16 protein-coding genes and 5 tRNA genes are annotated in these 18,081 nt (G+C 35.0%); 19 read left to right on the forward strand and 2 right to left on the reverse strand.

The features are described 5' to 3' along the window. The first annotated feature begins 1 nt into the window (after window position 1). Both LQU93_RS03415 and LQU93_RS03420 read left to right on the forward strand, forming a co-directional pair. Window positions 2–625: a helix-turn-helix transcriptional regulator gene (locus tag LQU93_RS03415; RefSeq protein ID WP_229932494.1), complete on the forward strand. Its 624-nt coding sequence runs from the start codon at window positions 2–4 to the stop codon at window positions 623–625. After that, complete coding sequence (locus tag LQU93_RS03420; protein WP_229932495.1) at window positions 618–1,244, forward strand: transglutaminase-like cysteine peptidase; 627 nt, start codon at window positions 618–620, stop codon at window positions 1,242–1,244. Before LQU93_RS03415 ends, LQU93_RS03420 begins: the two co-directional genes overlap by 8 nt. Here the strand turns inward: LQU93_RS03420 and LQU93_RS03425 are convergent. Beyond that, window positions 1,241–1,477 (reverse strand): hypothetical protein, encoded by a 237-nt coding sequence (locus LQU93_RS03425; RefSeq protein WP_229932496.1) that lies wholly within the window; start codon window positions 1,475–1,477, stop codon window positions 1,241–1,243. The two genes, LQU93_RS03420 and LQU93_RS03425, sit on opposite strands and share 4 nt — an antisense overlap. Before the next feature lie 139 nt (window positions 1,478–1,616). Here LQU93_RS03425 and LQU93_RS03430 point away from each other — a divergent pair. From LQU93_RS03430 to LQU93_RS03510, 17 genes are all read left to right on the forward strand, one after another. Beyond that, window positions 1,617–1,692: transfer RNA gene (locus LQU93_RS03430), tRNA-Thr, on the forward strand. A 50-nt stretch (window positions 1,693–1,742) separates the two neighbouring features. Continuing rightward, window positions 1,743–1,827, forward strand: a tRNA-Tyr gene (locus tag LQU93_RS03435). Window positions 1,828–1,834: 7 nt separating this feature from the next. Then, window positions 1,835–1,911: transfer RNA gene (locus tag LQU93_RS03440), tRNA-Gly, on the forward strand. Between the two features lie 124 nt (window positions 1,912–2,035). Then, window positions 2,036–2,110 (forward strand) — tRNA-Thr (locus LQU93_RS03445). A gap of 69 nt (window positions 2,111–2,179) precedes the next feature. Further along, window positions 2,180–3,379, forward strand: a complete 1,200-nt coding sequence (gene tuf / locus LQU93_RS03450; RefSeq protein WP_229932497.1) for an elongation factor Tu — start codon at window positions 2,180–2,182, stop codon at window positions 3,377–3,379. Between the two features lie 49 nt (window positions 3,380–3,428). Continuing rightward, window positions 3,429–3,587, forward strand: a complete 159-nt coding sequence (gene rpmG, locus LQU93_RS03455; RefSeq protein ID WP_229932498.1) for a 50S ribosomal protein L33 — start codon at window positions 3,429–3,431, stop codon at window positions 3,585–3,587. Window positions 3,588–3,602: 15 nt separating this feature from the next. Further along, window positions 3,603–3,678 (forward strand) — tRNA-Trp (locus LQU93_RS03460). A gap of 15 nt (window positions 3,679–3,693) precedes the next feature. Beyond that, entirely contained in the window at window positions 3,694–3,873 is a 180-nt protein-coding gene (gene secE / locus LQU93_RS03465) for a preprotein translocase subunit SecE (RefSeq protein WP_229932499.1), read from the forward strand. Window positions 3,874–3,884: 11 nt separating this feature from the next. After that, a complete protein-coding gene (gene nusG, locus LQU93_RS03470) occupies window positions 3,885–4,415 on the forward strand; it encodes a transcription termination/antitermination protein NusG (RefSeq protein ID WP_229932500.1) in 531 nt (176 codons plus the stop codon). 11 nt (window positions 4,416–4,426) lie between these two features. Beyond that, a complete protein-coding gene (rplK, locus tag LQU93_RS03475; protein ID WP_229932501.1) occupies window positions 4,427–4,852 on the forward strand; it encodes a 50S ribosomal protein L11 in 426 nt (141 codons plus the stop codon). 60 nt (window positions 4,853–4,912) lie between these two features. Then, window positions 4,913–5,614 carry a 50S ribosomal protein L1 gene (gene rplA / locus LQU93_RS03480; RefSeq protein WP_229932502.1) on the forward strand — a complete coding sequence of 234 codons (702 nt, stop codon included), beginning with the start codon at window positions 4,913–4,915 and terminating at the stop codon, window positions 5,612–5,614. A gap of 168 nt (window positions 5,615–5,782) precedes the next feature. After that, window positions 5,783–6,265 carry a 50S ribosomal protein L10 gene (gene rplJ, locus LQU93_RS03485; protein ID WP_229932503.1) on the forward strand — a complete coding sequence of 161 codons (483 nt, stop codon included), beginning with the start codon at window positions 5,783–5,785 and terminating at the stop codon, window positions 6,263–6,265. Between the two features lie 15 nt (window positions 6,266–6,280). Next, window positions 6,281–6,655, forward strand: coding sequence for a 50S ribosomal protein L7/L12 (gene rplL, locus LQU93_RS03490; protein ID WP_229932504.1), 375 nt, complete (start codon window positions 6,281–6,283; stop codon window positions 6,653–6,655). Between the two features lie 120 nt (window positions 6,656–6,775). Next, window positions 6,776–10,915 (forward strand): DNA-directed RNA polymerase subunit beta, encoded by a 4,140-nt coding sequence (gene rpoB / locus LQU93_RS03495; RefSeq protein WP_229932505.1) that lies wholly within the window; start codon window positions 6,776–6,778, stop codon window positions 10,913–10,915. Further along, on the forward strand, window positions 10,908–15,422 hold the full coding sequence (rpoC, locus tag LQU93_RS03500; RefSeq protein WP_229932506.1) for a DNA-directed RNA polymerase subunit beta': 4,515 nt from the start codon (window positions 10,908–10,910) through the stop codon (window positions 15,420–15,422). The genes rpoB and rpoC overlap by 8 nt, the downstream gene beginning before the upstream one ends. A 974-nt stretch (window positions 15,423–16,396) precedes the next feature. Further along, window positions 16,397–17,068 (forward strand): molybdate ABC transporter permease subunit, encoded by a 672-nt coding sequence (gene modB, locus LQU93_RS03505; RefSeq protein WP_229932507.1) that lies wholly within the window; start codon window positions 16,397–16,399, stop codon window positions 17,066–17,068. Beyond that, complete coding sequence (locus LQU93_RS03510; RefSeq protein ID WP_229932508.1) at window positions 17,065–17,535, forward strand: redoxin domain-containing protein; 471 nt, start codon at window positions 17,065–17,067, stop codon at window positions 17,533–17,535. The genes modB and LQU93_RS03510 overlap by 4 nt, the downstream gene beginning before the upstream one ends. On the opposite strand, the gene LQU93_RS03515 is transcribed toward LQU93_RS03510, so the two are convergent. Further along, on the reverse strand, window positions 17,527–18,021 hold the full coding sequence (locus tag LQU93_RS03515; protein ID WP_229932509.1) for a hypothetical protein: 495 nt from the start codon (window positions 18,019–18,021) through the stop codon (window positions 17,527–17,529). The genes LQU93_RS03510 and LQU93_RS03515 overlap by 9 nt on opposite strands. Window positions 18,022–18,081: the final 60 nt, after the last annotated feature.

The raw sequence follows: 18,081 nt of genomic DNA on the forward strand, positions 1-18,081 counted from the left end.
ATTGAAAACTGTTTTGTTTACAAAAAATAATTCACTTTATAATCTTTGGAGTGGTTATAAATTTAAACACGATGTTAATATAACTTCTGGAAAAGCAGAATTTTTAAAGCAATTAAATAACAAGGATGTAATACTAGGCATAGATGTTGATGCCGTGGATAATATAGTAGAGTTTGTTAAAAAAACATTGCAAGATTTTCAAGATAGTAAAATTTTTATTCTTGCTAATCAGCCTAATTTTGTTCAAGGCAAAGTACTGGTGTCTTTGGGTGTAAAAGCTTATGCTAACTCTCACATGCAAGAGATCCATTTTAATGATGCCATTACTACCATAAAAAACGGCAATATCTGGCTGTATCCAGAATTTATTCAAAGCATGATACAAGAAATTGTTTTTGACTCTGACGTTGTTAAAAGTAATCAAAATGACATATATGATACTTTAAGCTCTCGCGAAAAACAAATAACTACTTTAATACAGCAAGGATTGAGCAATAAGGATATCTCAGAAAAACTTGGCATAACACAAAGAACAGTTAAGGCTCACGCAACATCAATATATGCCAAAATGGGTGTAAAAGACAGGTTATCATTGGTTTTAGCTATACAAAATTTAAATGTTTAAAATTTTGTTTATATTTTTACTCGTAGCTTTTTTAAACGCTAAAAGTTATGAACTTTCAGATGAAAATTTAGCAAAATGCGACAATCAAATATGCAAAAATATATTAAATCACTATGCAAATTTTATGCAAAAAATTAGTACTGAAAATTTTGAACGAAAACTAGAGCTTGTAAATTCATATATAAACACTATGCGTCCTCGTCATGATGATTACTATAATAAAAATATTGATATTTGGAGCACTAGGGCAGAGTTTTTACGTAGTGCGGGAGGTGATTGTGAAGAGTATGCTATCAGTAAGTTAAAAAGCCTTAGAGATTTAGGTGTAAAAAATCAAGCTTGTTTATTGGTTGTAAAAGAAAAAATCATTGGTGGTTATCACATGGTTCTTGCCCTATGGAAAAAACAAGGTAGCGAACCAGTTATATTAGACAATCTTAGTTTTAAAATTTTGCCAATCTCTGCTAGATATGATTTAGAGCCAAAATATTGTTTAATGGACGGTAAATACTACAGACTTAAAGATAATGGCAAAAACCTAGAGACATTAAATATCCGTATGGATGCTTATGAAAAATATCTGCAAAAAGAGCAAAGTGAAAAATTTTGGAAACGTTAATCTTCTAAGTCAATGTCTATTTTATTAATATGTTTGGCGTTTTTTTCAATGTTATACTTATTTTTTTCTATTAGCAGTCTATTTTGTTCTATTAATTCTTTATTTTGTTGAATATGTCTATCATTTTGTTCTATCATTTTAGATAAAAGTGTTAATTTTTTTTCATATCTGTTTATTAACATAAACACTGTATATATTAAAATTACAATGATTATCCATGGCAAAAAATGCATATTATCCCCCTTAAATTAAAAACAATTATAATTTTATAGATTTTAAATTTCAATAAAATTTATAAAAAATTATTTTATTTTTTAAAACTCTTGACATTTAATTTTTTTTGAGCTATAATTCAGGCTTCAAATCAAGGGTGCTGGTGTAGCTCAGATGGTAGAGCTACTGCCTTGTAAGCAGTAGGTCGGCGGTTCGATTCCGTTCACCAGCTCCATTTTACTTTAACAGTGTTTGACCAGAAATACCAAGCATAACATTTATCAAGGTGAGATACTCAAGTGGCCAACGAGGGCAGACTGTAAATCTGCTGACTATGTCTTCCGTGGTTCGAATCCACGTCTCACCACCATGCTATTGCGGGAGTAGCTCAGTTGGCTAGAGCATCAGCCTTCCAAGCTGAGGGTCGCGGGTTCGAGTCCCGTTTCCCGCTCCAAAAAGATTTTGGATACTAAACTGGGAGCTGTATATTATACTTAATTTGTATATGCATTCAGTTATATCCACTATTAGTTGAAATTTATATTGTTGTGATAATCGTCTCTGCCAAGAGTTTTCACGCTCATATGGCTCAGAGGTAGAGCACTTCCTTGGTAAGGAAGAGGTCGCGGGTTCAAGTCCCGCTATGAGCTCCACGGTTTATGCGATTTAGGTTATAATATAAATTTTTAGTTTATGTCATATATATCATAATGGAGGACAAGATGGCTAAAGAAAAATTTTCACGTAACAAGCCACACGTAAATATCGGTACTATTGGTCACGTTGATCATGGTAAAACTACACTAACAGCTGCAATTTCTGCTGTTCTTTCAAGAAGAGGTCTTGCTGAGCTTAAAGACTATGATAACATAGACAACGCTCCAGAAGAGAAAGAGCGTGGTATTACTATTGCTACTTCACACATTGAGTATGAAACAGAAAACCGCCACTACGCTCACGTTGACTGCCCAGGTCACGCCGACTATGTTAAGAATATGATTACAGGTGCTGCTCAAATGGACGGTGCTATCCTAGTTGTTTCTGCTGCTGATGGTCCAATGCCACAAACAAGAGAGCACATTTTGCTATCTCGCCAAGTTGGTGTTCCATATATCGTTGTTTTCATGAACAAAGCCGATATGGTTGATGATGCTGAACTTCTTGAGTTAGTTGAAATGGAAATTCGCGAACTACTAAGCACTTATGACTTCCCAGGCGATGATACTCCAATCGTTGCTGGTTCAGCACTACAAGCTTTAAATGAAGCTAAAGACGGTGTTGATGGTGAGTGGTCAGCAAAAGTACTTGAGCTTATGGCACAAGTAGATGCTTATATCCCAACTCCACAACGTGCTACTGACAAAGATCTTCTTATGCCTATTGAGGACGTTTTCTCAATTTCAGGTCGTGGTACAGTTGTAACTGGTAGAATTGAAAAAGGTATTGTTAAGGTTGGTGATACTATCGAAATCGTTGGTATTCGCGATACTCAAACAACAACAGTTACTGGTGTTGAAATGTTTAGAAAAGAGATGGATCAAGGTGAAGCTGGCGATAACGTTGGTGTTTTACTTCGTGGCACTAAGAAAGAAGATGTTGAGCGTGGCATGGTTCTTGCTAAGCCAAAATCAATCACTCCTCATACAAAATTTGAAGGCGAAGTTTATATTCTAACAAAAGAAGAGGGTGGTCGCCATACTCCATTCTTTAATAACTATAGACCACAGTTTTATGTTAGAACTACTGACGTTACAGGCTCTATAACACTTCCAGAGGGAACTGAAATGGTTATGCCAGGCGATAACCTAAAAATTTCAGTTGAGCTTATAGCTCCAGTTGCTCTTGAAGAGGGAACACGTTTTGCGATCCGCGAGGGTGGCAGAACAGTTGGTTCAGGTGTTGTTTCTAAAATACTTGCGTAATTAACTATTTGAGTGAGAAAATTCTCACTCAAAATTTTAAGGATATTTGATGAGAATTAAAATAGGTTTAAAGTGTGCTGAAAGTGGTGATATTAACTATAGCACAACAAAAAATAGTAAAACTATGACAGAAAAGCTAGAGCTTAGAAAGTATTGCCCTAGACTTAAAAAACACACTATTCACAAAGAAGTTAAGCTAAAGAGCTAGTGGGTTTATGCCATTAGGGCAATAGCTCCAACGGTAGAGCGCTGGATTCCAAATCCAATGGTTGGGGGTTCGAATCCCTCTTGCCCTGCCACATTTAAGGTTAAAAATGGAAAAGATAATAAATTATATTAAGCAATCAAAACTTGAAATTTCAAAGGTTATATTTCCAACGAAAGAACAAGTTAGAAATGCATTTATTACCGTTTTTATTGTTGTTACTGTGGTATCACTATTTTTAGCGATAGTTGATGCTCTTATGTCTTTTACATTATCTAGTTTAATATAACGAGGTAAAATATGGCACATAAATGGTATGCTATACAAACTTATGCTGGAAGTGAGATGGCTGTTAAAAGAGGCATTGAAAATCTGGTAAAAGATCATGGGATAGAAGAACAGCTTAAAGAAGTTATTGTCCCAACAGAAGATGTTATAGAGATAAAAAACGGAAAACAAAAAATAAATGAAAGAACTCTTTATCCAGGGTATGCGTTTGCACATCTTGATTTAGATACTGCCTTATGGCACAAGATTCAATCATTGCCAAAAGTTGGCAGATTTATTGGTGAGGCAAAAAAACCAACACCTTTAACAGATAAAGACATTAATACAATTTTGGAAAAAGTACAAAAACGTGCTGCCCCTAAGCCGAAAATTTTCTTTGAAGATGGCGAGAGCGTACGTATAATAGATGGTCCTTTTGCGAACTTTACTGGTATCGTAGAGGAGTATGATATGGTTCATGGCAAACTTCGCCTTAATGTTTCAATATTTGGCAGAAGTACCCCAGTTGATATTTTGTATTCACAAGTTGAGAAGATAATTTAAGGAGAAAGTTTATGGCTAAGAAGGTTATAGGCGAAATAAAATTGCAAATCGCTGCAACTAAAGCAAATCCAAGTCCGCCGGTTGGTCCAGCACTAGGTCAGCAAGGCGTGAATATAATGGAATTTTGTAAAGCGTTTAACGAAAGAACAAAAGATATGGCAGGTTATAATATCCCTGTTGTTATTACTGTTTATGCCGATAGAAGCTTTACATTTATCACTAAGCAACCACCTGCAACCGATTTAATTAAAAAAGCAGCAGGTATTACAAAAGGAACAGATAATCCTCTAAAAAATAAAGTTGCGAAAATTACAAAAGCTCAGGTTCTAGAAATAGTTGAGAGAAAAATTGTAGATTTAAATACAAATGACAAAGAGCAAGCTGCTAAGATTATAGCTGGTTCTGCTCGTTCAATGGGTGTTGAAATAATCGACTAATAACCTATACCGCCAGGTTGAGATTCTAAAGGCGGAAGCAATATAGATGCGGAGAAATTAATGGGAAAGACTACAAAAAGATTTCAAGATCTTCTTAAGAAAATTGATGAAAATAAAGTTTATAGTATAAGTGAAGGTATAGATACAGTTAAAACTCTATCAAGTGCAAAATTTGTTGAAACTGTCGAAATAGCACTAAAACTTAATGTTGATCCACGCCATGCCGATCAAATGGTTCGTGGCTCAGTTATTCTACCTGCTGGCACTGGCAAGAAGGTTCGTGTAGCCGTTATGGCAAAAGATGCTAAGGCAGATGAGGCAAAGGCAGCTGGTGCTGATATAGTTGGTGATGATGATTTGGTTGAGGATATTCAAAAAGGTATCATAAATTTTGATGTATTAATTGCTACTCCAAATTTAATGGGATTAGTTGGTAAAGTTGGTAGAATTTTAGGTCCAAAAGGCTTAATGCCAAACCCTAAAACGGGAACTGTTACAATGGATGTAGCTCAAGCAGTTAATAATGCCAAGAGTGGTCAAGTAAATTTCCGTGTTGATAAGCAGGGGAACATTCATGCTGGTGTGGGCAAAGTTAATTTTACAAAAGAGCAATTATTAGATAATGTCTCAGCGTTTATTAAGGCTATAAATAAGCACAAGCCAGCAGCAGCTAAAGGCAGATATGTCAAAAATGCTACTTTGGCACTTACGATGAGTCCATCAGTTACGCTTGATACTCAAGAGGTAATGGATTTAAAATAATTTATAAATTAAAAAATGAAGAGATATTTGTCTCTTCGTTTTTTAAGATAAAAATGTGAATTTACATTGAATTTAGATTTTTATCTTAGATTGGAGATAGCGGAGGCTTATAAGGCTTAATTGAACCGACTCGCTCTGCTTGAAATCACTGGTCGGAAAGGAGAAAATGTGACAAGAAGTGAAAAATCTGCAGTTGTAGCTAAACTAGAAGCTGAGTTTAGAGAAGCTGGTGCTATTATAGTTTGTGATTATCGTGGATTGAATGTAAAAAAGCTTGAAGTTTTAAGAAATACTGCTCGTGAGCAAGGTATTAAAGTTCAGGTTGTTAAAAATACTCTAGCCAACATCGCACTTAAAAATGTCGATAAAGATGGCATGGAGTTAAAAGATACAAATATTTACATTTGGGGCGAAGATCAATTAGCTGTAACTAAAGTTGTTGCTAAATTTGAAGAAACTAATGATTTATTTAGTATCAAAACAGCACATATTGATGGTGAAGTTGCTAGTGTTGAAAAAGTTAGAGCTCTTTCTAAAATGCCAAGTCGTGATGAGCTTATTGCAATGCTACTACAAGTATGGAATGCGCCAATCCAAAATTTTACAATTGGTTTAAATGCGCTTAAAGAAAAAAAAGAACAAACAGCATAATAAAAGGATAATAAAATGGCAATTACTAAAGAAGATGTATTAGAGTTTATATCTAATCTATCAGTTTTAGAACTAAGTGAATTAGTTAAAGAATTTGAAGAGAAATTTGGCGTTAGTGCTGCTCCTGTAATGGTAGCTGGTGCTGTGGCTGGTGGTGCAGCTGAAGCTGCAGAAGAAAAAACTGAATTTAACGTTGTGCTACTAGATGGCGGCGATAAGAAAATCAACGTTATTAAAGTTGTTCGTGCATTAACTGGTCTAGGTCTTAAAGAGGCTAAAGATGCAGTTGAGCAAACTCCTTCTGTTCTTAAAGAAGGTATTAGTAAAGATGAAGCTGAAGCTGCTAAAAAAGAGCTTGAAGAAGCTGGTGCTAAAGTCGAACTTAAGTAATTTCAGTTTTCTGAAATTTTCAAAACTTGTAGAGAGGGCTAATGCTCTCTCTTTTTTAAATTTAGATGCCTTTTATAAGGCTCAATACTTTTCTTTCAAAATTACCACGAGGTAGATGCAATGTTAAATAGCTTATACTCAGGAAATCGCTTAAGAGTTGATTTCTCAAACGTTGTTAAAGAGATAGACGTTCCAAATTTATTACAATTACAAAAAAAGAGCTTTGATAACTTTTTAAACATAGATAATTCACAATCTGAAAGCGGTATAGAAAAAGTTTTTAAGTCTATATTTCCTATACATGATGTTCAAAACCGCTTGAGTTTAGAGTATGTTAGTTCTGAGATAACAAAGCCACGATATACTATAAGAGAGTGTATAGAAAGAGGACTTACATATTCTGTTAATCTAAAAATGAAAATCAGATTAATTGTTCATGAAAAAGATGAAAAGACTGGCGAAAAAGTTGGTGTTAAAGATATAAAAGAGCAAGAAATTTTTATACGTGAAATTCCACTCATGACGGATAGAATTTCATTTATTATCAACGGTGTTGAGCGTGTTGTTGTTAATCAATTACACAGAAGTCCTGGTGTTATATTTAAACAAGAAGAAAGCTCAACTGTTGTAAATAAACTAATATATACAGCACAAATTATACCAGATCGCGGATCATGGTTATACTTTGAATACGATACAAAAGATGTCCTTTATGTTCGTATTAATAAACGCAGGAAAGTGCCTGTGACAATACTTTTTAGAGCATTGGGATATAAAAAACAAGATATTATAAAATTATTTTATCCTATTCAGACTTTATATATTCAAAAAAATAAATTTCTTACTAAATTTAATCCAGATGACTACATTGGCAGGGTAGAATATGATATAAAAGACAAAGATGGCAAAGTCCTACATGAAGCCGGAAAAAGATTAACTAAGAAAAAAGCCGATAAACTAATAGAAGATGGTATAGATATGGTTGAATACCCTATTGAATCGCTTCTAAATAGATATCTTGCTAGTCCTCTTGTGGATAATGAGAGTGGCGAAGTTATTTATGACACATTAACTCAACTTGATGAGAATAAATTAATAAAATTGGTAAATGATTATAAAGAGATTGAGATAGTAAATAACTCTGCACTTGGTGTTGATGATGCGATAATAAACTCCTTTATAGCTGATGCTGAAACATTAAAAATTTTAAAACAAACAGAAGGTGTTGAAGATGAAAATGATCTATCAGCAATCAGAATTTATAAAGTAATGCGTCCTGGTGAGCCTGTTGTAAAAGAGGCCGCACGAGCATTTGTTAATGATATATTCTTTAATCCAGAAAGATATGATTTGACTAATGTTGGTCGTATGAAGATGAATCATAAGCTTGGTTTAGAAGTGCCTGAGTATGTTAGCGTTTTAACAAACGAAGACATTATAAAAACAGCAAAATATCTTATCAAAGTCAAAAATGGTCAGGGACATATTGATGATCGCGATCATCTAGGAAATCGTCGTATTCGTTCTATTGGCGAACTTTTAGCCAACGAGCTTCATCTTGGTTTTGTTAAAATGCAAAAGGCAATTAGGGATAAATTTACAGCACTTAGTAGCAATATTGATGAAGTTATGCCATATGATTTAATAAATCCTAAGATGATAACTGCGACAATAATGGAGTTTTTTACTGGTGGTCAGCTAAGTCAATTTATGGATCAGACTAATCCACTAAGTGAAGTTACTCATAAGCGTCGTCTTTCAGCACTTGGTGAGGGTGGATTAGTTAAAGAAAGAGCTGGATTTGAGGTGCGTGACGTTCATCCTACTCATTATGGACGAATTTGCCCTGTTGAAACTCCAGAAGGTCAAAACATCGGTTTGATTAATACGCTTTCAACGTATGCGAAAGTAAATGAGTTGGGTTTTGTTGAAGCTCCTTATAAAAAAGTTATTGATGGTAAAGTTATGGATGAGATAGTTTATCTAACAGCTACTCAGGAAGAAAACAATGTAATTGCACCTGCTTCGACTTTACTAGATGAAAATGGCGTGATAATTGAGGATTTGCTAGAAGTTAGACGTGATGGTGAAATGGTGCTTGCACGTAGAGAGGATGTAACTTTAATAGATCTTTGTTCTGGTATGATAGCTGGTGTTGCTGCTTCTCTTATTCCATTTTTAGAGCACGACGATGCAAACCGTGCATTAATGGGCTCAAACATGCAGCGACAAGCAGTTCCATTACTAAAAGCTACTGCTCCTATAGTTGGAACAGGTATGGAGAGTGTGATCGCTCGTGATGCTTGGGAAAGCGTTAAGGCTAAACGTAGCGGTATAGTAGAAAAGGTTGATAATAAAAATATCTTTATTTTAGGCGAAGATGAAAATGGACCATTTATAGATCATTATAGTCTAGAAAAAAATATGCGAACAAACCAAAATACGACATTTTCACAGCATCCAATTGTAAAAAAGGGCGATAAGATTAAAGCTAGTCAAATTATTGCAGATGGTCCAAGTATGGAGCGTGGAGAATTAGCCATTGGTAAAAATGCCTTAATAGCCTTTATGCCTTGGAATGGATATAATTACGAAGATGCTATTGTTATAAACGAAAGAATGATTCGCGAAGATGCCTTTACGAGTGTGCATATCTATGAAAAAGAGATAGAAGCGCGTGAGTTAAAAGATGGTGTTGAAGAGATAACTAAAGATATACCAAACGTAAAAGAAGAAGAGCTTATGCATCTTGATGAGAGTGGTATAGTTAAGATCGGTACAGAGATTAAGCCAGGTATGATTTTGGTAGGCAAAGTCTCTCCAAAAGGTGAGGTAAAACCAACACCTGAAGAGAGACTTCTTCGTGCAATATTTGGAGAAAAAGCTGGTCACGTGGTAAATAAATCACTTTATGCAACTGCTTCTATGGAAGGTGTTGTCGTTGATGTGAAAATTTTTACTAAAAAAGGATATGAAAAAGATGCTCGTGCCACCATAACATATGAGCAAGAAAAAAATGAATTAGAAAAAGAGCATCACGATAGACTTTTAATACTAGATAGAGAGGAGATGCTTAAAATAACGTCACTTCTTTCTAAAAACCAACTTGCTTTAGATGCAGAAGTAAATGGTAAAAAATACAAAAAGGGTGCAAACGTTGATGTAAATGACTTAGAGCAAGTTAATCGCTTCACGATTAATTCAGTTGTTAAAGCATTTTCAAAAGATGTGCAGAAAAAATACGATGAGATTAAGCTACATTTTCAAAATGAAAAACGTAAGCTAAAAGAAGAGCATGACGTTAAGATTGAAATTTTAAGCAAAGATGATATATTGCCAAGTGGTGTTGTTAAGCTTGTTAAGGTTTATATAGCTACTAAACGTAAGTTAAAAGTTGGCGATAAGATGGCTGGACGTCATGGCAACAAGGGTATCGTTTCAAATATTGTTCCAGAAGTTGATATGCCGTATTTGCCAAGTGGTCAGATAGTCGATATCGTCTTAAATCCGCTAGGCGTTCCAAGTCGTATGAATATCGGACAAATTTTAGAAAGTCACCTTGGTTTAGTTGGTTACCGCCTTGGTGAGCAAATAGCTGAAATTTTCGAAGAGAAAAAGGGCGAATGGATAAAAGAGCTTCGTGCTAAGATGATAGAGATAGCTAGTGTTTCAAGATTAATGGATGCTAAAAAGGCTCTAACACAAATGAGTGATGAACAGTTGCTTGATTATGCAAAAGACTGGAGTAATGGTGTAAGATTTGCTACACCAATATTTGAAGGCGTAAAACCTGAAGAATTTGCTAAATTATTTGAAATGGCAAAAGTGGATAATGATGGTAAAACTGAATTGTATGATGGTAGGACTGGTTCAAAAATAAGAGAACGCGTAAATGTGGGATGTATGTATATGTTAAAACTTCACCACTTGGTTGATGAAAAGGTTCATGCAAGAAGCACTGGACCATACAGCCTAGTTACTCAGCAGCCAGTCGGCGGTAAGGCACTATTTGGTGGTCAAAGATTTGGAGAGATGGAAGTTTGGGCATTAGAAGCATATGGTGCAGCTCATACACTTCGAGAGATGTTAACTGTTAAATCCGATGATGTTGAAGGTAGGCTTTCTGCTTATAAAGCACTTACACGTGGCGAAAATGTGCCAGAAACTGGCATTCCTGAGACTTTCTTCGTTCTTACAAACGAACTTAAGTCACTAGCACTTGATGTTGAGATATATGATGAGGGTGAAATAAATGAGTAGTTTAAATTTAAAACCTGTTGAGATAAAAGAAGAGCAAAGACCACGCGATTTTGAAGCTTTTCAGCTTCGCCTTGCAAGTCCTGATAGAATAAAATCATGGAGTTATGGTGAGGTTAAAAAACCTGAAACAATAAACTACCGTACGCTTAAACCAGAGCGCGATGGTTTGTTTTGTGCTAAAATTTTTGGACCAATTCGTGACTATGAGTGTCTTTGTGGAAAATATAAAAAGATGCGCTATAAGGGTATCAAGTGTGAAAAGTGTGGTGTTGAGGTAACTAGTTCAAAAGTTCGTCGTTCTCGTATGGGACACATTGAGCTTGTAACTCCAGTTGCTCATATTTGGTATGTAAATTCATTGCCAAGTCGCATAGGGACACTTCTTGGTATAAAAATGAAAGATTTAGAGCGTGTGCTTTACTATGAAGCGTATATCGTAGAGAGTGCTGGAGATGCTTTTTATGATAATGAAAATTCTAAAAAAGTAGAAAAATATGATGTTTTAAATGAAGAGCAATACCAGCAGCTAGTCTCAAGATATGAAAATAATGGTTTTGTAGCAAGAATGGGTGGCGAAGTTATCAATGATATGCTTGCTGAGCTTGATTTGATGGATATTTTAGTAAATTTAAAATCTGAAATGGAGCAAACTAACTCAGAAGCCAAGAAAAAAACCATAGTTAAGCGTTTAAAGGTAGTTGAGAGCTTCTTAAACTCAGGTAATCGTCCAGAGTGGATGATGATAACGAACTTGCCAGTGCTTCCACCTGATTTACGTCCGCTTGTTAGCCTTGATGGTGGTAAATTTGCGGTATCTGATGTAAATGATCTTTATCGCCGTGTTATAAACAGAAATAGCCGTTTAAAACGTCTTTTAGAGCTTGATGCACCTGAGATTATTATCCGAAACGAAAAGCGTATGCTTCAAGAAGCGGTTGATGCACTGTTTGACAATGGACGCCGTGCAAATGCTGTAAAAGGTGCAAACAAGCGTCCATTAAAATCGCTTTCAGAGATTATTAAAGGTAAGCAGGGACGCTTCCGTCAAAACCTACTTGGAAAGCGTGTTGATTTCTCTGGTCGTTCAGTTATCGTTGTTGGTCCAAAACTAAGAATGGATCAGTGCGGACTTCCAAAGAAAATGGCACTTGAGCTATTTAAGCCACACCTTCTTGCACGTCTTGAAGAAAAGGGCTATGCAACAACCGTTAAACAAGCCAAAAAGATGATAGAAGATAAGACAAACGAAGTTTGGGAGTGCTTAGAAGAGGTAGTTAAAGATCATCCTGTTATGCTAAACCGTGCTCCAACGCTTCACAAATTATCTATTCAGGCGTTTCACCCTGTGCTAGTTGAAGGCAAGGCTATCCAGCTTCATCCGCTAGTTTGTGCTGCATTTAATGCTGACTTTGACGGTGATCAGATGGCGGTTCACGTTCCACTTAGTCAAGAAGCTATCGCTGAGTGTAAAATTTTAATGCTTAGCTCGATGAATATCTTGCTTCCAGCCAGTGGTAAGGCGATAACTGTGCCGTCTCAAGATATGGTTTTGGGAATTTATTATCTAAGCTTAGAGCGAACTGATGAGATTGGTGCAAATAAAATTTTTGCCTCAGTTGATGAGGTTATGATCGCTGAAGAAGCACACTCTTTGGGACTTCATGCTAAGATAAAAACAATGATTGATGGTCGTGCGATATTTACTACGGCTGGTCGATTGATACTTCGCTCTATCATACCTGATTTTGTGCCAGAAAATTATTGGAATAAGATTATGAAGAAAAAAGACATTTCAAATCTTGTTGATTATGTCTATAAAAATGGTGGCTTAGAAGTAACGGCTGAGTTTTTAGATAAGCTTAAAAACTTAGGCTTTAGATATGCTACAAAAGCTGGTATTTCGATCTCTATTGCCGATATCATCGTACCTGAAAATAAACAAAAGCATATCGATGACGCCAAGAAAAAAGTGCGTGAGATTCAGCGTCAATATGGGGGTGGTTTATTAACCGATAGCGAACGTTATAATAAAATTGTTGATATTTGGACAGATACAAACAACTCTGTTGCTAGTGAGATGATGAAGCTTGTTCAAAACGATAAGGGTGGTTTTAACTCAATTTATATGATGGCGGATTCTGGTGCAAGGGGTTCGGCAGCTCAGATTCGTCAGCTTGCTGGTATGCGTGGTTTGATGGCTAAGCCGGATGGTTCGATTATTGAGACTCCGATTGTTTCAAATTTCCGTGAAGGACTAAATATGATGGAGTATTTCATCTCAACTCACGGTGCAAGAAAGGGTCTAGCAGATACTGCTCTTAAAACAGCTAACGCCGGTTATCTAACAAGAAAACTAATTGATGTTGCACAAAATGTTAAAGTTACTATGCATGATTGTGGCACTCACGAGGGCGTTGAGATAACAGAGATAACAGAAAATGGTGAATTAATCGAGAGTTTAGAAGAAAGAGTATTAGGAAGAGTTTTGGCAGATGATGTTATTGATCCTATTACTAATGAAATTCTATTCTCAGAAGGCACTTTGATAGATGAAGAAAAAGCAAGAGTGCTTAGTGAAAGCAGTATAAAATCAGTAAGTATTCGCACACCTATTACTTGCAAGGCGGCAAAAGGTGTTTGTGCTAAGTGCTATGGCGTGAATTTGGGCGAAGGTAAATTAGTTAAGCCAGGCGAGGCTGTTGGCATCATCTCGGCTCAGTCAATTGGTGAGCCAGGAACCCAGCTAACGCTTAGGACATTCCATATTGGTGGCACCGCATCAACTGAACAGCAAGATCGTCAAGTTGTAGCAACTAAAGAGGGTTTTATACGCTATTACAACTTAAATACTTATGAAAATGGTGGCAAGACAATTGTTGCAAATCGTAGAAGTGCAGCTGTGCTTTTGGTTGAGCCAAAAATAAAATCAACAATAAATGGTAAAATTTCAATCGAAATCGCTCACGAAGATGTTAATATTAGCATTAAAAATGACAAAGAAGAGACAAAATACACTATAAGACGTGGTGATTTAGCTAAACCAAACGAGTTGGCTGGTGTAAGTGGCAAGATAGAGGGTAAATTTTTCATCCCATACGCAAATGGTGACATGGTAAGTGAAAATGAAAGTATTGTTGAGGTAATAAAAGAGGGTTGGAATGTCCCAAATCGTATTCCGTTTGCTAGTGAGTTAAAAATAGCTGATGGTGAGCCTGTAACTCAAAAAATCGTCGCAAATGCGACTGGTGTAGCTAAATTTTTCATATTAAAAGGCGATTATTTAGAGCGTTTAAAAGATGTTAAAAAGGGCTATAAGGTAACTGAAAAAGGTCTTTTTGTTGTTGTTTCTGACAAAGATAATAGAGAGGCTGTGCGTCATTATATACCAAGAAATTCTATTATAGAGCTAGATGATAATGCGGCTGTTAAGCTAAATAGTGTAATTGCTATGCCTGAGAGTAATGACAAGCTTGTAGTGGCTGAATGGGATCCATACTCAACTCCAATAATTGCAGAGGAAGCTGGTGTGGTAAGCTTTGAGGATATCGAGCCTGGCTATAGCGTGGCTGAACAGTTTGATGAAGCAACTGGTCAAAGTAGGCTTGTTGTAAATGAATACTTGCCAAGCGGAGTAAAGCCTACAATTATAATTGCTACATCAAACGGCGGTTTAATAAGATATCAGCTTGAGCCAAAAACGGCAATTTTTGTAAGCGATGGTGCCAGAGTTAAACAAGCTGATACATTGGCTAAAACACCAAAAGCAGTAGCCAAATCAAAAGACATCACCGGTGGTTTGCCAAGGGTTTCTGAGTTATTTGAAGCCAGAAAACCAAAAAATACAGCTGTTGTTGCTGAGATCGATGGTATAGTTAGATTTGATAAACCGCTTCGTTCAAAAGAGCGTTTGATAATCGAGGCAGAAGATGGAAGCGTGGCTGAATATCTGATAGATAAAACACGTCAAATTCAAGTAAGAAGTGGCGAGTTTGTTCATGCTGGTGAGAAATTAACAGATGGACTTATCTCAAGCCATGATATATTAAGAATTTTGGGTGAAAAAGCACTTCATTATTATTTGATAAGTGAAATTCAGCAAGTTTATCGTCGTCAAGGTGTTGCGATTGCTGACAAGCACATTGAAATCATTGTTTCGCAAATGCTTCGTCAGGTTAAGATTATTGATAGCGGAAATACAAATTTCATTGTTGGAGATATGATATCACGCACGAAATTTAAAGAAGAGAACGAGCGTATCATGAAAATGGGTGGCGAACCAGCGATTGCTGAGCCGATACTTCTTGGTGTTACAAGAGCTGCTATTGGAAGTGACAGCGTTATCTCAGCTGCATCGTTCCAAGAGACTACAAAAGTCCTTACTGAAGCTTCAATTGCAGCAAAATTTGACTATCTTGAAGATCTTAAAGAAAACGTTATTTTGGGTCGCATGATTCCTGTTGGAACTGGTTTGTATAAAGACCATAACGTAAAAATTAAAGCTCTTTAATCTATTTTAACCCCTGGATTTCAGGGGTTAGTTTTTGCTTTGTAAAAACTAAACGCAATATTAATTGCTATTTTATATAACTATTTGTAGGCGTTTTATTGATTTTAGTAAATTGTGCCTAACTTTTACGTAACTTTTTAAGAAATACTATTAATTAAATTATTATATTGTAGTTGTAGATGGATAAATTGTAAAATTTTAAATCACTATAACCACAAAGCATTAGCAAGCAAAATATCGCTACTAAATTTAAATAATTAATTATTTAAAAGCCAATTTGTTTAAATATTTTTAATAGTTGTTTGAAATTTTATCTTTATCATTTCAATTAATGTCAAAACAAGCGAAGCGCTCACGAAGTGATGTTTCTTCAAAACAAGCGAAGCGCTTTTTGCAAAGCAAAAATGTTTCCCTGAAAACAAGTGTAACGCTCGGCGTAGTCGAGTTTGAGTAAAACTTCTCAAGCCCAAAAAAAGGGAGAGATGACGACAGCGACCGAAGCCAAGCCAAGCAATGGCGAGTGAAACGAGATAGGTTTGCTTAATTAAGTCCAAAAAACAAGGATAATGACAGCAAAGAAGGCGGTGCAAGGTAACCCAAAGCAGGTTTGTTAAAACAAGTATTTAAGAGCAAATCTAGATGCTATAAATTTCATAATGAGCTTATAGTTTTTGCTTAATTTGTTTGTAATTGTAAGCAGATCATACAAAGACTTGTTATTGTCTGAAACATTGTAAAAGTTGGTTTTAATAAAATTGCGTAATATAATATATAAAATTTTATACTTAACTTTATTTATTGTTTTTAAAGCATTGCCAAATCATAGCTTTTTGTGTTTGTTGCTCTTTTGGGTTCTTGGCTTGGTTGGTCAAAAACTATTCTTAGGCACTAAAAACCTTAAGCTAAATTTACCATTTTTATCACTATTTTATTAAAAATTTATTAAAATATAAAAAATTAATTTAGGAAATTTTATGTTTGGTCTAGATCTTATGCCATTTTATTTATCTTTAAAACTTTCACTTATAACTACAATTATCTTGTTTTTATTAACATTGCCATTGGCATATCTTTTTGCTAGAAAAAATTTCATATTCAAGCCATTTTTTGAAGCGATAATTTCACTTCCATTGGTTTTGCCACCTAGTGTTTTAGGATTTTATTTGCTTATTTTTTTGTCGCCATACTCTACAATTGGTGCGTTTTTACAACAAAATTTTGATGTTAGACTGGTTTTTAATTTTACTGGTCTTGTTGTTGCTAGTTGTATCTATTCGTTGCCATTTATGTTTTCTCCACTTAAGTCAGGATTGCAAAGTTTAAATAAGAATTTATTTGAGGCTAGTTATTCGCTTGGAAAATCAGAATTTACAACGCTTTTTAAAGTAGCACTACCAAATATTCGTCCAGCAATCCTAAGTGCCATTGTGATTAGTTTTGCTCATACTATGGGTGAGTTTGGTGTTGTTTTAATGATAGGTGGTAGCGTCGCGGATGAAACTAGGGTAGCTAGTATAGCGATATTTGAAGCGGTTGAAATGCTTGACTTTACTAAAGCTCATATTTATGCTGGACTTATGCTGATTTTTAGCTTTTGTGTGCTATTTTTGCTGTTTTTATTTAACTCAAAAAGGAACATATTATGATAAGAGATGCAAGTGGTAGTGAGTTTTATTTTTATAATTTTATAAAACAAAATAGATGTGTTTTGTTTTTTTATCCAAAAATGGGTAAAAATGGTGAGTATTTAAGTGACGAACTAAAGAACACAAAAGGGCTTACGGGATGCACTTTGCAAGCAAAAGGTTATGTAAATTTGACCGATGAATATTTAAAGTTAGGTTATAAAATTTTAGCTGTTGGCACTCAAACACCACAAGATCAAGAAAAGTTTAAAAATGATATTGGTGGAGATATTTTATTTATCAATGATGAGAAATTTTTACTCGCTCACGATCTTAATCTTAGCGAGTTTAGCACGTTAAATGGCGTTAGATTTTATCATAGGCAGACCTTAATCATTGACAAGGGCGAAATTTTACATCGCCATATAGTTACAGATGTACAAAATGACGCAATAAATACGCTAGAAATTTTAAAAAAACTAGTTTAAAAAGTTAGTTATTTTTCCAATTGTTAGTAGATAATTTATCTCATTGCTAACAAGTATCTGTTTGTGATTTATAAATTTCTTGGCTAGATTTTGCTCTAGCCAGAAGTTTATTTTGCAAAAATACTCTTTTAATACCTTGTTTTTATTCACACTTTTGCCATCTTTGTGATAGGTTATATTTGTTTGAACTTTGCCACACTTTACGCTATGCGTATTTTCAAAATATAAAGAATTTGATAAGTATATAACTGGTGCATCTATATCGCTAAATGCCATAAAATCACCATCTACATACATGTTAATATCTCCAAAAAAATCATGATACAAATAGCAATTTAAACGCCCATCTTCGCTTATAAACTCATATAAATCATTGGTTTTATACACCTTTTTGTCTCGCATAATTAGATAACTAAACTCATTGATTTGCAAAAATTCAAAAAATCTCTCTTGTGTATTTAGATCCATTAAAAAATCTGTTCTCAAAATTTACCTTTTATAAAATTTTAGCTATCATTTTATAAATAAAATACTTAAAAAGGGTAA

It is taken from the genome of Campylobacter majalis, assembly GCF_905120465.1.
GTDB lineage: Bacteria > Campylobacterota > Campylobacteria > Campylobacterales > Campylobacteraceae > Campylobacter_A > Campylobacter_A majalis.